This is a genomic window from Draconibacterium mangrovi, assembly GCF_010586825.1.
Classification (GTDB): domain Bacteria; phylum Bacteroidota; class Bacteroidia; order Bacteroidales; family Prolixibacteraceae; genus Draconibacterium; species Draconibacterium mangrovi.
This window is the reverse complement of the sequence record NZ_JAAAGB010000019.1, coordinates 18,224-33,621: the sequence shown is the minus strand read 5'-3', so window position 1 is coordinate 33,621 and position 15,398 is coordinate 18,224. Positions and strand designations below refer to the sequence as shown.

The 15,398-nt window shown below is 42.9% G+C and carries 12 protein-coding genes; 5 read left to right on the top strand and 7 right to left on the bottom strand.

What is annotated here, in order from left to right:
• Positions 1 to 336 precede the first annotated feature (336 nt).
• From G4420_RS23010 to guaB, 6 genes are all read right to left on the bottom strand, one after another.
• Positions 337 to 1,926, bottom strand: coding sequence for an OstA-like protein (locus tag G4420_RS23010; protein WP_163326301.1), 1,590 nt, complete (start codon positions 1,924 to 1,926; stop codon positions 337 to 339).
• Positions 1,926 to 2,888 carry an AAA family ATPase gene (locus tag G4420_RS23005; RefSeq protein ID WP_163326300.1) on the bottom strand — a complete coding sequence of 321 codons (963 nt, stop codon included), beginning with the start codon at positions 2,886 to 2,888 and terminating at the stop codon, positions 1,926 to 1,928. The genes G4420_RS23010 and G4420_RS23005 overlap by 1 nt, the downstream gene beginning before the upstream one ends.
• Before the next feature lie 17 nt (positions 2,889 to 2,905).
• Positions 2,906 to 4,255 (bottom strand): peptidylprolyl isomerase, encoded by a 1,350-nt coding sequence (locus tag G4420_RS23000; RefSeq protein ID WP_163326299.1) that lies wholly within the window; start codon positions 4,253 to 4,255, stop codon positions 2,906 to 2,908.
• 7 nt (positions 4,256 to 4,262) lie between these two features.
• Positions 4,263 to 5,126, bottom strand: a complete 864-nt coding sequence (locus G4420_RS22995; protein ID WP_163326298.1) for a hypothetical protein — start codon at positions 5,124 to 5,126, stop codon at positions 4,263 to 4,265.
• Entirely contained in the window at positions 5,119 to 7,020 is a 1,902-nt protein-coding gene (locus G4420_RS22990) for a peptidylprolyl isomerase (protein WP_163326297.1), read from the bottom strand. Before G4420_RS22990 ends, G4420_RS22995 begins: the two co-directional genes overlap by 8 nt.
• Before the next feature lie 85 nt (positions 7,021 to 7,105).
• Entirely contained in the window at positions 7,106 to 8,581 is a 1,476-nt protein-coding gene (guaB, locus tag G4420_RS22985) for an IMP dehydrogenase (RefSeq protein WP_045030498.1), read from the bottom strand.
• Between the two features lie 136 nt (positions 8,582 to 8,717).
• Here guaB and G4420_RS22980 point away from each other — a divergent pair, with 136 nt between their 5' ends.
• From G4420_RS22980 to G4420_RS22960, 5 genes are all read left to right on the top strand, one after another.
• Positions 8,718 to 10,616 (top strand): RecQ family ATP-dependent DNA helicase, encoded by a 1,899-nt coding sequence (locus G4420_RS22980; protein ID WP_163326296.1) that lies wholly within the window; start codon positions 8,718 to 8,720, stop codon positions 10,614 to 10,616.
• 412 nt (positions 10,617 to 11,028) lie between these two features.
• On the top strand, positions 11,029 to 11,634 hold the full coding sequence (locus G4420_RS22975) for a DUF5063 domain-containing protein (RefSeq protein WP_163326295.1): 606 nt from the start codon (positions 11,029 to 11,031) through the stop codon (positions 11,632 to 11,634).
• Entirely contained in the window at positions 11,635 to 12,207 is a 573-nt protein-coding gene (locus G4420_RS22970; protein ID WP_163326294.1) for a 3'-5' exonuclease, read from the top strand.
• A gap of 2 nt (positions 12,208 to 12,209) precedes the next feature.
• Positions 12,210 to 13,409 (top strand): class I SAM-dependent rRNA methyltransferase, encoded by a 1,200-nt coding sequence (locus G4420_RS22965; protein WP_163326293.1) that lies wholly within the window; start codon positions 12,210 to 12,212, stop codon positions 13,407 to 13,409.
• Positions 13,410 to 13,538: 129 nt separating this feature from the next.
• Positions 13,539 to 14,246: a phosphoadenylyl-sulfate reductase gene (locus tag G4420_RS22960; protein ID WP_163326292.1), complete on the top strand. Its 708-nt coding sequence runs from the start codon at positions 13,539 to 13,541 to the stop codon at positions 14,244 to 14,246.
• Positions 14,247 to 14,417: 171 nt separating this feature from the next.
• Here G4420_RS22960 and G4420_RS23340 read toward each other — a convergent pair whose 3' ends face one another.
• Positions 14,418 to 15,227 (bottom strand): hypothetical protein, encoded by an 810-nt coding sequence (locus tag G4420_RS23340; RefSeq protein WP_204273800.1) that lies wholly within the window; start codon positions 15,225 to 15,227, stop codon positions 14,418 to 14,420.
• Between the last annotated feature and the right edge of the window lie 171 nt (positions 15,228 to 15,398).

The following is a 15,398-nucleotide window of genomic DNA, read 5'->3' as shown; positions in this document are numbered from 1 at the left end:
TTGTTAGAAGAAGAATACCAATGAGGAGGTTAAGAATAGAAATGTTGATATTTTTTGTCATTTGCTTATGATTTCCTGCAAATATGAAAATATTATTTTAAAATGAAAATGAAATGGGGCTTTTTTATTAAAAAAAGAAGAATAATACCGAAATGTCTGTTTTGCGTTAACATTGAAGTAACTTTGTTTAAGGCAAAAGTAGAAAGAAGGAAGGATGATCGATTAAGGATTAAGGATGAATCAAGGAAAAAGATTTGAAGGCAAAAGTTTAAAGCTCAGTGGGCAGTCTCAGTTTTCAGTCGCAGCAACCAGTAACTAGCAACCAGCAACCAGTGACTATTGACCAGTGACTTCTTCTGTTGTCTCTTCCTCAATCACCTCTTTCTTCTCAGGTCGCCAGAAAATATCTTTTTTCGAAAGCGGGCGCAGTTTTATTTTCCACTCGAAACCCGGTAATGTTTTCTCGCTATCTTCCAGTTTCAGAATTGGTTTTAACTGCCCTTCGGGTTGTTTTTGGAATGCAATGGCATCAATCTTTCCTTCTTTGAAACGTATGCTGATATTGCTGCTTTCTGCTCTGTTCAGCCCGAGAATGGCTTCTTTGTCGCGGGCATAATACAGGGTTTGCCCGTTGCCATCCACATCAATATTGCGTAGTTTGCCGTTAACAATGTAGCCAGTCATGTCTTTGCCTTTAATCTGATCGAAGCGCCCCGAGTCCTGTTTCGAAATGATAAAACTATTTTTCATCATATGCATTTCGTTAGGGGCAGTAGTGTGCTGAATCATTTCAATATAGTCGGCACTAAGCTGGTGCTGTTCGCTCCATATAACCGGGTTGCTGTGCATCTGCACCAACGAATCTTTTGTGAAATACATCAGCGAATCGCAAAGCCCCTGTATGTCGGTTCTGAAAAAGCGTACGCCGTAGTAGGCCATTACAATATTTTCGCCATCAATGGTGTCAGGGATACTTTTTAAGGTGTCGGCGTGCAGGAACAGGCTGTCGGCTTCGCTATACGAAATAAATACTGCCGAGTCGGTGGCAATGGCCGTTTCTTTTGTTTCGTTGTAAATTACTTTGTTTCCCTGAATTATGGTTTGATTTTCAAAGTCTTCGATATGAACGTTACCCTCGGCATAACCATCGCCATTTTCTTTGTTATAGCTTATTTGTTTTGCAGTTAAAAGTTGCGTTTCGTTATACACGCTTGGCATTTCTTTCAGGTCGGCCTCGCCGGTTTGGGTGTTGTACCAACCATCTTCGGCATAAAGGGTGTTCACCGAATCGCGAATGGTAGTTGGCCCTTTAAAAAAGATGACCTCGGTTTGCGTATTATAGCGCAGGTCTTCACTGATGATGGTGTACTTATCGGAGAAGCCAACAACGCTATCGGTAAAATGTGCTTCGTTATTGTCGAGGTAATATTTACCTACTTTGCTGGTAAGCGTGTTGGTGCTGTCAACAATCTTCCCAAAACAGTCGTAGTAGCCAACGTTCAGATTCATGTCGTAATCCAGCGTGTCGGTGTAAAGCGTGACCTCGTTATTCTCCAGCTTTACATTTTTTATGGCCTGTGCAAAACTGCGGTCGCCATCGTAGAATACTTTTCGTGCATAAAGGTGCAGCGTGTCGCCCTGGTTAACGTGTACGTTGCCAAAAGCATCAACCCGGTTTGTCCCTTCGTAGGTGTAGGCGCTATCACAATACATCAGAATGTCCTCATGACGGATAATCACGTCGTTGATCAGGCGTTGGGCATTGGCAATATTTGCTGTTTGAATTAAATCTCCTGCCTGCAAAATTTCCACACGTTTCTTTTCCTGCGAGAATCCTTTTGTTCCAACAAACAAAAGGAAAAGGAAGAAAATTGCAGGGGTGAATTTGCGCAAAGTAGCGCTGCTATTAAAACGATAAAAAGACATTAAAGCAATTTGTCGATGATTTCGTCGATTGAAATATTTTCAGCTTCGGCTTTGTAGTTTTTGATAATCCGGTGCCTCAGAATAGACGGAGCAACGGCTTTTACATCCTCAATGTCGGGCGAATATTTACCACGCAAAGCAGCATGTGTTTTTGCCCCTAACACCAGGTATTGCGAAGCACGAGGTCCGGCTCCCCATTTCAGGTACTGGGTACTGATCTCTGCCGCATGTTCATTCTCCGGACGGGTTTTCGCCGCCAGAGTAACCGCATAACGTAACACATTATCGTTTACCGGAATTTTACGAATTAAATCCTGGTAGTACAGAATCTCTTTCCCTGAAATAACCGGTTTCAACTGGGTGTTTTGTATGGTAGTTGTATTTTTTACGATGGTAATTTCGTCTTCCAGTTTTGGGTAATCGAGCCACACCGAAAACATAAAACGGTCGAGCTGCGCTTCGGGCAGGGGATAGGTTCCTTCCTGCTCGATTGGGTTTTGCGTTGCCAGCACAAAAAACGGTTTGTCCAGCTCAAAATGTTGTCCGGCAGCAGTAACCGATTGTTCCTGCATGGCTTCCAACAGTGCCGATTGCGTTTTTGGCGGTGTACGGTTAATCTCGTCGGCCAAAATAATGTTCGCAAATAATGGTCCCTGTATGAATTTAAAATTACGTTCGTTGTCCAGAATTTCGGTACCGATGATATCCGATGGCATCAGGTCAGGCGTAAACTGTATACGGTTGTACTTTAGCCCAAGGATTTTTGCAATGGTAGTTACGAGCAGCGTTTTTGCCAGCCCGGGAACACCGATCAGCAAAACATGACCGCGGCTAAACAGCGAAATCAGTACCTGATCGATAATTGCATCCTGGCCATAGATTACGGTTGTAATTTCCTTTTTCAGGTCTTTAAATTTTTCCTGAAGTGCATCTAAGGCTTCAACGTCGTTTTTAAAATTCATAAACAAAAATTCGTGGGTTATTTAATCCAGTTGTCGAAATTAAAGTTACAGTTAGCGTAAGTTCTGTCGATACGGATGTAGGTTTGCGACTGACGCTCAGCAATCCATTCTTCCAAAACCTGTTCTTTCTTTTTCGCAAGGTACAATTCGGCAAGCGTTTGGTAATCGTCTTGCAGGTTGGCCTTATGCGAATCTATTTTTCTTAACAGCTTGATTATTTTATAAACCTGTTGCTGGTTTTTCGTATCAATGGTTTCAAACGGCTCTGAAATCTCGTTGATGTTCATTTTGGTGATGACCTTACTCACATTGGCATCAACCTCTTCAATCGAAAATTTCGACGACATCGTGTTGGCGTTAATGGCGATACCACCGTTGTTACGGGTTTCTTTATCGTACGAGAACATCTGAGCTGCCTGATCAAACGCAATTTCATCTTTGCGAATTAGATTGGCCAGGCTGTCGAGGCGTTCGTAAGCTTCTTCTTTTGCGTCAACCGAAATTTTTGGTTTCATCAAAATATGACGGGTAGCAACTTTTCCTCCTTGTTTATCAATCAACTGAATGATATGATAACCAAAAGCACTTTGTACAACGTTCGATATTTTATCGCCTTTCAAATTAAAAGCTGCAGTTGCATAACTGGCGTCAAGTTGTGCACGACCCATAAATGGTAGTGCTCCTCCATCTTTTGCAGAACCAGGGTCTTCAGAGTAAATTACAGCCATTGCTGCAAAGCTCGAACCGTTTTCAATACGTTTTTTAATCTCGCGCAGTTTAGCTTTTACCCGGTTTTCTTCTTCCAATTCTATTTTTGGTTGCACAGTAATTTGCGCATACTCGTATTGCGTAGGTATTGTTGGAATTTCCTCTTTGCTAAGGTTGCGGTAGTTGTAACGCACTTCCGATGGAGTTACGGTTACATTTGCAACAATTTTCGAACGCATTTGCTGACTATATAATTGCTCGCGAATAGCTTCCTGCATGTCGGATTTAATACTTGCAATTGGTTTGCCAAAGTACGTTTCAACGGCGCTTTCGGTACCAAAGTGTTGCATGTACATTTGCAATTGTGCATCCATTTGCTGGTTTACCTGGCTGGGTGTTACCGTAATCAAGGTATCCAGTTCAGCTTCGGCAACCAGTAGCTTATTGATCAAAAAATCTTCCAGAATCTCGCATTTCATATCTCCTTCCGAAGTAATTCCCTGCGCTTGCTGGTTAATGTTCATGGTTTCGATGTCCGATTTCAAAATAACGTTACCACCAACCACGGCTACAATTTGGTCGATAACTTTATCCTGAGCATTTGCTCCGGTAAGTACCGCAAGCATTAGCATCATTGTTACAAAAATTCTAGTTTTCATATTTTCATTAATTCGTTTTCGTGTCATATATTCTGAATTTCTTTTTTCTTACACCTTCTGTGTAAATATTTTCTTCAATTTCTTTTAAAAACCTGATCTTACGCTGATTCAGGATCAGATTCTTAATATTGTCCCGAACAAATTCAATCGGAGCCAGATCGTTACTTAGCTTATAATCATGAATGCTGACAATATAGTAATAATTTGAATCATTCATTTCATACAGCTCGTTCCGCTTTAGAAAGGTTTCGGGATCATCCACCTTTTGCGGAAAGTTGTTTTCCAGCATTTGGAAGCTGATCCATTCGTCGGCAGATATGTTTGCTTTTTTAGCGTATTGACTGCAATAGTCGCGAAGTTCGTCAATGCCTTCGGGTGAAGTGTCGGCAATCAGGGATTTTACCATATTAGGATCGGCCAAATCGCTTGGTATCATTACAAACGTGGCTTTTACAATGCTGTTATTCAGGTTAAAGTTTGCAGGGTTATTGTTGTAAAACTCCTCAATTTGCTGGTCGGTAACAACAGTGTCCATACGTTGCCGAATCAACTCGTTTTTATATTTGTAGATAATCAGCGAATTGCGGTATTCTTCCAATTCATTACGAAGGTCTTTTTGCTCTTCACTCAGGTTCTCATCGGCTTTCTGAATCAGTAGTTCCTGCTTAATCCATTTGTCGATGTAGTTATCGGTCATCGATATACTGTCTTCTCTGCTGATTCCTTTGGGCAGAATTTCTTCCACTTTTGAGCGATAAAGCACTTTTTCTCCAACGCTGGCAACTGGTTCATCATTGCTTCCTGACGAACATGAAGAAAGTGCAATTGCCAGTGCAACGATAAAACCATATGTGATTTTTCGTTTAAACACCCTCGATGGAATTTAGCAGTTTTTTATTCACTTTAACCTTGTACTTGCCGCGCAGTTCTTTTATCCATTGTTCTTCCAGGTAATCCTGGTAATCGGATATAAAAAGACCGCGCGCTTCATTCAGCGTTTTAGGCTCCGGTTTAATTTTGTCGCCACGAACAAAAGTGGTGGCACTGTCAAAATCTTCCGGGTCTTTACCGTTCCAAACGTAATAATCCACTACCGGATTTTGGGCTTCTTCCCAAGCTCCGGTTTCAATGGAAATCAGTTCTTCTTCACCATCAGCATTTATGTGTGCGAGTACTTCGTCAGCATTCAGACCGGCACCAAACAGGTTTTCCGCTTCTTCGCGAACCAACACATTTTTGCAGGTAATTATATGTCCGTTAAAACGGTCTCCCCAAAGGTGTTTATCCTTGTTCTTTTGGTAGAATTCTTCCAACCCTGCAGTGTCTTGCGCTGCATAGTTCCAGATTTTTTCCTGCGAAATATTAAACAGCAAAATGCCATCGTGGTATTCGTTAATCAGATAGCGGAACTCCGGGTATTTCTCTTCCAGTTTTGAGTCTTCCAGATTTGTGATCTCATCCGTCACCCAATTATCGTAAACCGAAAGGTAAGAGCCCGTTTTAATATTATTTTGTGTAATAAACGCAGTCAGTTCTTCGGCTCCATGGTTTTTATTGTCGATAGTAAAGAAAGTTTCTTCGGGCAAAGCAGAAGTGCCGGCAACAGTTAGTTCAGCTAATTTTGCTTTGGCAGCTTCGTTTTCCGAGAAGTTATACTCCTTTTTCAGTTTCTCAACAAACACTTTTTTTCCTGATGCCTGGCGTGCAGCATCTTTTTTTATCTGACTTTCGATTAACGTGCGGGCTTCTTCAAAAGGAGGGACCGGGCGCGCACTTAGGCGTTTTATAATGTGATAGCCAAAAGGCGTTTCAACAGGTTCCGAAATATCGCCATCGTTTTTTAACGCAAATGCCGGATCGGAAAATTCCTTAACAATTCTGCCTGCCGCAAACCAGGGCATTTCTCCGCCACGTACTGCAGAACGTCGGTCCTGCGATTCGTTTTTAGCCAAAGCCGCAAAATCAGCTCCGTTGAGCAGCAACTGATAAATGGAATCGATGGCCGTTTTTGCTTTTGCTTTTTCTTCGGGTGTGGCATTCCTGCCCACGTTTTTCAGTATGTGGGCAACCTGCAATTCTCCTTTGTTGGGGCGTGTGTCGTGCACCTTAATCAGATGGTATCCAAAGTCGGTGCGCACCGGCTCCGAAACTTCTCCAACAGGCGTGTTAAATGCCGCATCTTCAAAAGGAGCCACCATGGTAAAAGCCGAAAAATAGTTTAAATGGCCTTTATTTGTTTCTGCCGACGGATCTTCCGAGTATTCCATTGCGGTATCCTCAAAAGGTTTTCCGGCGATTATCTGCTTACGAATGTTAGTAATTTTGTCGAGTACCTGCTGTTCTTGTTCTGGCGACGCATCTTTGTCAACACCCAACAAAATATGGCTTGCATTTACCTCCAGTTTCATGCGGCGGTAAAGCTCTTCAACCTGGTGTTCGTTAAAATCAATATCGGTGAGATAAGGCGCTGCAATTTCTTTTCTGTAACCGGCCAGTTCATTAATAAAGGCCTGGCTGGTGTCCATTTTTAGATTTTCAGCTTCAACAACTTTCAGCTTAAAATTGATGAACAGTTCCAGGTATTCTTTGGGTGTTTTTCTATCGGCATCGGAATACAGGTTGCTGTTGTTTTTGTTGTAAACGAATTCAAATTCATCTTTACTAACCTCGTGTTGATCAATCGTTAACAACACCTCGTCAGATTGTGCTACAACCTGTAAGGTAATGACAACAAAAAAAATCAATGAAAAGAAAACTCTGTTCATTTTACACCATCGGTTTATATTTGAACAACTCTGCTTGAGCAAATTGCGATTGTTTTTCACCCCTTCGGGTAAAAGCAGCCCGCGCTTACTGGCGGCTGCTGTAGTTCGGTGCTTCACGAGTAATACTTACATCGTGTGGATGGCTTTCCTGAACACCCGCATTTGAAATTCGGGTGAATTTAGCCTGTTGAAGCGCTTTAATATTTTGTGCTCCGCAATATCCCATTCCGGCGCGTATACCACCAAGTAGCTGATAAAGCACTTCGTATAACGATCCTTTAAAAGGAACACGTGCAGCAATTCCTTCAGGAACCAGTTTCTTTATATCTTCCTCCATATCCTGGAAATAGCGGTCTTTCGAACCTTTTTGCATGGCCTCAACCGATCCCATTCCACGGTAAGCTTTAAATTTCCTTCCCTGGTAAAGAATGGTTTCACCCGGTGATTCTTCAACACCTGCAAATAATCCTCCGGCCATCATCGAGTCGGCACCGGCAGCCAAACCTTTTACAATATCGCCTGAGTAACGGAGACCGCCATCGCCAATTACAGGAACACCTGAATCTTTAATCGCTTTTGCAACATTGTAAATAGCTGAAAGCTGTGGTACACCCACACCGGCAATAACACGGGTGGTACAAATTGATCCCGGTCCAATTCCAACTTTAACCGCATCGGCACCGGCGCTAACCAGCAATTGTGCAGCTTCGGCAGTGGCAATATTTCCGGCAACCACATCTTTATCCGGATATTTTGATTTGATGCGTTTTAGCATTTCAACCACACCTTTGGTATGTCCGTGTGCAGTATCCAAAACAAGTGCATCAACCTGTGCTTTCACCAGTGCATCTACACGATCCATGGTGTCGCCTGCAATACCAACGCCGGCTGCTACGCGCAAACGGCCTTTTTCGTCTTTACAGGCAAACGGTTTATCTTTTGCTTTGGTAATATCTTTATAGGTAACCAGCCCGATCAGTTTATTTTCCTTATCAACAACCGGTAGTTTTTCAATTTTATGTCGCTGAAGAATTTCGGCAGCTTTATGCAAATCTGTTGATTCGAGCGTAGAAACCAGGTTTTCGCTGGTCATCACTTCCGAAATAGGGCGGCTCATATTCAACTCGAAACGAAGGTCGCGGTTGGTAACAATTCCTACCAGGTGCCCGTGGCCATCAACAACCGGAATACCACCAATTTTATATTTGGCCATAAAATCCAGTGCATCCTTCACTTTTTTCTCAGGAGTAATGGTAATCGGGTCGTAGATCATACCATTTTCGGCACGTTTTACAGTTGTTACCTGGTGCGCCTGCTCCTCAATACCCATATTTTTGTGAATCACACCAATACCGCCTTCGCGTGCAATGGCAATGGCCATTTTACTCTCGGTAACCGTATCCATAGCTGCCGAAATAATCGGAGTATTAATGATAATGTTACGAGTGAATTTCGAAGATAGATCAACTTCGCGTGGTAACAATTCTGAATATGAGGGAATTAAAAGAACATCATCGAAGGTTAATCCTTCAAACTGTATTTTGTCTTCTAGAAACGACATGCCTAACTATTTTAATGTTTTTATTAAAGCGCAAAACTACAAAAAAATAGTGGACCAGAACTGATTTATTTAAGCTGTGCTTACTTTTGAAGAATAAAAATTGTTAAAGGTTAAAATGATTTCTTAATTTGTATTAATGGAAGACTTCAGGCAGATACTTACCCGCTATTGGGGCTACCCCGAATTCCGGCCGCTGCAGCTCGAAATAATTGAGTCTGTTGCAGCGAGTAATGACACGCTTGGACTAATGCCAACCGGAGGCGGTAAATCAATAACTTTTCAGGTTTATTCGCTGGCGTACGAAGGCATTTGTGTGGTGGTTACACCCTTGATTGCTTTAATGAAAGACCAGGTGGAGAACCTGAACCGGAAAGGGATAAAAGCCCTGGCCGTGCACAGCGGTATGTCGGCGCGCGAAATAAAACTTACGCTTGATAACGCTGTTTGGGGCAATTACAAGTTTTTATATGTATCGCCCGAACGCCTGAATTCAGAGCGTTTTATAGAGCGCCTGGAGCAAATGAAAGTAAACCTGTTAACGGTTGACGAGGCGCACTGTATCTCGCAGTGGGGCTACGATTTTCGGCCCAGTTACTTAAGCATTATTAAAGTGCGGGAGCTGCTGCCCAAAATTAAAATACTGGCTTTAACAGCAACCGCAACTCCTAAGGTAGCCGACGATATTCAGGAGAAGCTCGGTTTCAAAGAGAAGAATTTGTTAAAAATGTCTTTTCACCGCGAAAACCTGAGTTACCTGGTGCGTCATGTGGAGAATAAAACCGGATATCTGCTGGATACACTGAAAAAAAGTAAAGGTTCGGGAGTGGTGTATGTGCGCAGCCGTAAAGCCACCCGTGAAATTGCTGAAGAATTAAGGCAAAACAGAATTTCGGCCGATTATTACCACGCCGGTTTGGGAAATATTGTTCGTAGTTCGCGGCAAGACGACTGGCTGACCGGAAGAACGCGTGTGATTGTTGCTACCAATGCCTTTGGAATGGGAATCGACAAAGCCAACGTTCGTTTTGTGATTCATATTGATGCGCCCGATTCGCTGGAGGCCTATTACCAGGAGGCGGGTAGGGCAGGCCGCGATGGGAAAAAATCGGCAGCGGTGTTACTATATAATAATGCCGATACCACAAAGTTGAAAAAGCATATTTCAACTTCGTTTCCCGAAATTGATAATATAAAACGCATTTACGATTCGCTGTGTAACTATTTTCAAATCGCTGTGGGCCACGGAAAAGGGCAGGTGCGCGAATTTAGCTTGCAGGGGTTTGCCCAGGCCTACAAATTTCAGCAGGCGATGGTTTACAATAGCCTGAAGATTTTGCAACGCCAGGAATACCTTGAATTTACCGAGCAGGTTGACAGTCCTTCGCGAGTCTATTTCCCGATTTCGCGCGATGAGCTTTACAAGTTTCAGGTGGCCAACGCCAAACTCGACGATTTTATAAAACTGCTGTTGCGCTCGTACACCGGTTTATTCACCGGTTATGTATCGGTTGATGAAGAGTTGTTGTCGAAACGTTCGGGGCTTAACCGCGACCAGGTGTATAATTACCTGAAACATTTGCGCCAGTCGAAAGTGATTGATTATGTGCCGAAAAGTCAAACGCCGTTTATCTACTTTACGAAAGAGCGAGTGCATATCGACCGCCTGAAGATCTCGAAAGAGAATTACGATCTGCGGAAAAAGGACTACACCGAAAAAATTGAGTCGGTAATTCATTATGCTACCGATTCGGCAACTTGCCGCAGCCTGATTTTGTTGAACTATTTTGGCGAAAGCGATGCTGCCCCCTGTGGCACCTGCGATATTTGTAAAGCCAAACAGGCACTGGCGCTTAGCGATTACGAATTTGAAACCGTTAGCAAACGTGTGCAAAAGTTGCTCGAAGAACCAAGTACCTACGAGAACCTCTTGTTTAAACTTAAGGGCGACCAACAAAAAATGCGCGAAATAGTTAAGTGGTTACTCGATAACAAAAAAATAATCTACCGCGTTGACGGACTGCTTGAATGGAAGTAGTTGACGTTTCAAGGCAAAAGTAAAAGGTAGCTTCTAGCCACGAGCTACGAGCTACGAGCCACTAGCTTCGAGTGCAATTTTACAATTTATCAGTTTAACAATTTTCAGTAACTCCGCTTTTGGATTTAAGCATTATCGTATTAAAGCATTTATGCATTTTTTCCTTCAGTCCTTCAATCCTTCAATCCTTCGCAAGGCAAAAGTAAAAAGGCAAAAGTAAAAAGTCGCAGTATTTAGTTTACAGTCCCAGTTCGCAATTTCTCACTTGATACAATGAAAAATTAAACCACAAAGTTCTTCCTCATTCACTCAATTCCTCATTCACTAATTTACCATTTCAACTCTTTTCTCCGGTCTTAAAAATCTTTACTACTTTTGCAGCAGTTTAATTATTGGGAAATTAGGTGTGACTATGGATCAGATCGTATATTCAAAAAATGTAGTTGAATTTGTAACAGTGGCTAACGAGTACTGTTCTACCATCGAGAATGTGTCGCATCTCACTGCAGAAGAAAATCTTGCAAAGCTGCAAAAGTTGTTGCCATTACTCTATTTAAAGGCTTCGGTTGTTGGGAAGATTGAAATGGTGATGGAAGAGGAACTGGAGAAATTTGTAAACGAACTCGACTACAATGTATTGCACCAGAAATGGTTGCAGTTGTTGGGCGAGAACGATGGTTTTCACGAAGTTTTCGACCCCAATATTCAGTTTGGAGAAGAAACAGTACGGGCAAGTGTTTCCGAAAATCTGATGGATATTTACCAGGATCTGAAGGATTGTATCACCAATTACAGCATTGGTAACGAAGAAGTAATGAACGATGCAATTTCGGAGTGTATTTATCATTTTGAAGAGTTTTGGGGGCAGCAGCTGGTAAATGTTATGCGTGCCGTGCACATGCTGGTTTACAGCGGTGCTGATTTTTCGACTGAAAGTAGTAATGACGAAGCTGTTCCCGGGAAAGGAAATCCCAAGTGGCTTGATAAATTCTGGGGAACCGATCAAGAAGAGGAATAAATGTTTAAAGAAAAAATATCAAACGAAGAATTGACGGGGCTGCCTTTAAAACGTTTTGAAGGCCAGATCTTTTTAGTTGATTCATTAGAACAGGTAAAACATGCCATAGAAGAGCTCAACGGAGCAAGCATAATTGGCTTTGATACCGAAACAAAACCTTCGTTTAAAAAAGGCGTGGTAAACAAAGTGGCCCTGCTGCAATTGTCGACCAAAAACAAGGCTTTTTTATTCCGGATTAACCGCATTGGTTTGCCACGTGAAATTGTGGAATTACTGGCCAACGAGAATGTGATAAAACCGGGTGTTGCTATTCGAGACGATATTAAAGGCTTACAGGAATTTGTGCCCTTTAAACCGGGTGGTTTTGTTGAGTTGCAGGATGAGGCAAAAGAAATGGGCATTCAGAATTTCAGTCTGAAAAAACTGACTGCCATTGCCTGTGGTTTCCGTATTTCGAAAGGACAGCAGTTAACCAACTGGGAAGCCAGCGAATTAACAGAAGCGCAACAATATTATGCAGCCACCGACGCGTGGGCTGCACTGGAAATTTTCGAGAACTTTTCAAAAAATTAGAGATGGCAAAAGAGTTTGTCAAAGTTGTATTAAAGTCGGGTAAAGACCAGTCATTGCTGCGTTTTCACCCGTGGGTATTCTCCGGAGCCATTAAAGAAATGTACGGTAAACCGGCCGAGGGCGACATGGTAAAAGTGTATTCGAACCAGGACCGGTTTTTGGCAATGGGCCACTACCAGATCGGATCGATTGCTATTCGTATTGTGTCGTTTGAAGATGTTGAGCCGGATTACGATTTCTGGAAAAGCAAAATCGAAAGTGCCTGGAACCTGCGTAAAAAAATAGGTTTTGAGAATAACCCGGAAACGAATGTTTTTAGATTGATACATGCCGAGGGAGACGGAATGCCGGGCCTGATCGTTGATTTCTATAACGGAACAGCGGTAATGCAAACGCATTCTATTGGTATGCACCTTATTCGCGAAGAGCTGGTGAAAGCCTTGCAGGAAGTGATGGGCGACCACCTGAAAGCCATTTATAATAAAAGCGAAAAAACATTGCCCTTTAAAGCCCAGGTAAAATCGGAAGACGGTTATTTGTTTGGCGGCCCCGATGTTTCGGGAGCACACGAGGTGCTGGAACATGGACTGCGTTTTAAAGTGGACTGGGAGAATGGACAGAAAACCGGATTTTTTGTCGACCAGCGCGAAAACCGCAAGCTGGTACAGGATTTCTCGAAAGGCCGCGATGTGCTGAACATGTTTTGTTACACCGGAGGTTTTTCGTTTTACGCCATGCAGGGAGGTGCCAAATCGGTGCATTCGGTTGATGCATCGGCAACTGCCATTGAATTGACCGATGAGAATGTAGAGTTGAATTTTCCGGGAGACCAACGCCATAAATCAACAGTGATCGATGGTTTTGAATACCTGAAAGACATTAAAGATACATACGATCTGATCATTCTTGATCCGCCGGCATTTGCCAAACACCGCAACGCATTGACGCAGGCATTAAAAGGTTATAAACGAATTAACACCCGTGCTTTCGAGCAAATTCGTAAAGGCGGAATTCTGTTTACCTTTTCGTGTTCGCAGGTGGTGTCGAAAGAGAAATTCAGGGAAGCTGTTTTTTCGGCAGCAGCAATTTCCGGACGTAAAGTTCGCATTCTTCACCAAATGAGCCAGCCGGTTGATCATCCGGTTGATATTTACCACCCTGAAAGTGAATACCTGAAGGGATTGGTTTTATATGTGGAATAGGGGTTGAATTAGATTGATCCGAGATTGATGTAGATTAAAAAAGTTTAAAAAAGCTGTCATTTCGAGTGAAGAATGAACGAGAAATCTTTAATTTGGAACAGGGAAAGTGACATCAAATAGTGAAAGAATATGCAACAACTTACCGACAAGTATAACTCCCAACTGGAAGAAAAAACGATTGTAGAAAAATTACAATTCCTGGTTGAGCAGCATCCTGACAAAGTGGTTTTTACCACCAGTTTTGGTTACGAAGATCAGGTAATTACCGATATCATTTTTAAGAACGAGCTGCCCATAAAAGTGGTTACTTTGGATACCGGCCGTTTGTTTCCCGAAACTTACAAAGTGTACCGCAGTACGCTCGAAAAATACAACAAGCCGATTAAAGCGTATTTCCCGCCAACTGAAGAAGTGGAAAAACTGCTCGACGAAAAAGGGCCTTTTAGCTTTTACGAGTCGCTGGAAAACCGCAAAGAGTGTTGTTACATCCGCAAGGTAATTCCGTTAAAACGTGCCCTGGCCGGAAACGAGATTTGGATTACCGGATTACGCGCTTCGCAATCGGAAAACCGAAGCGACATGAAATTTTTTGAGTACGACGCAGGAAACGACATTGTAAAATTCAATCCGCTAATGGAGTGGAGCCTGGAAGAAACCATCGACTGGGTGAAAAAATACAACGTTCCCTACAATGTGCTGCACGACAAAGGTTTTGTGAGTATCGGTTGCCAGCCGTGTACACGTGCCATTCAGCCGGGCGAGGATTTCCGCGCCGGACGCTGGTGGTGGGAGCAGGGATCTGGTAAAGAGTGCGGGCTGCACTCTGTAAAAAAGTAGATTCAAATTACACTATAGCTATAAGGCACGGAGTTTTCCGTGCCTTTTTTTGTTTTTCATCGCCCTTATGGACGATGCTGATAAGTATCGGGGCGTTGCCCCTAAACCGATAGGGCCAAAGGTCCACAAAATAAAAGCGTTGTCCGTAAGGGCAACGAGAATAGATCCAATTTATAAAGCAACCTTAAACCACGAAGAAACCGCCGAGGATGAGCTTGCGCCGGTTGGGTGTTGCTGCATGCCTTTCATCTGCCCGCCACGACCGCCGCCGCCGCCGCCGCCGGACATTCTTCCCATTCCTCCTCCTGAGCCTCTGCCTCGTCCGGAACCGGAATAATTTGACATGGATCCGCTTCCTTTCACGGGGGGAACAGAACTTCCCATTTCCAATCCCGCGGAGAAAGTATGATCTCCGGCAACCGGAATTTCTTTTATCGGCATTTGCAATTCTAAAACAAGCTCGTTGTATTTGTTGGTCGTAAAATTGACTTCAATAGCATACAAGTGTGGGCTGCGGTAAAAGGTAAATTCTTCGCCGTTGGCATCCCAGGTTACTTTTTTTAACGCGGTGTTTATGGCTGCGGCCATATTCCCGTTCATCCCCGGCTCTTGCATTGGCCGGCCTTGTAAATTTTGCCGGTTCAACTGATCTGGAGAACGTTCAATCTTAAGTGCATACTTTTTACTTTTTTTGCCTTGCGGATCGAAATACAGGTTTAGTCCGCTGCGCATAATCCGGGGGTAAGTGTTACGGTCGCACAAAGTAGCCGTAAAAAAGAAGTTCGTGTCATTCACCGCCACTCCATACCGGATATTATTTTTTTTATCAAAATGGGTAGTTGGAATAGCTGAAAATTCAGGAGTTGGTTTGCCGGAAAGATCCTGGCTTTGATACACTGGAATTTTAGCACACGAAAAGAAAAATAAAGAAAGGAAAATGTAGCCGATCATTTTTCCTGATCGTCTGTTGAGTAGATTCATGAATTACAATTTTTGTTGAATAAAAATCAATGTTTTCAGAATTAGACACTGGCCTGAATCTAAACTTGTGCTGCATATTCATTTTATTTTTAATGTGACAGAACATCACTTCACGGATTTCTCCACCTTTCAGGAGGAGTGTCAGCAATGTGAGCTATTAAGTTGGATGAT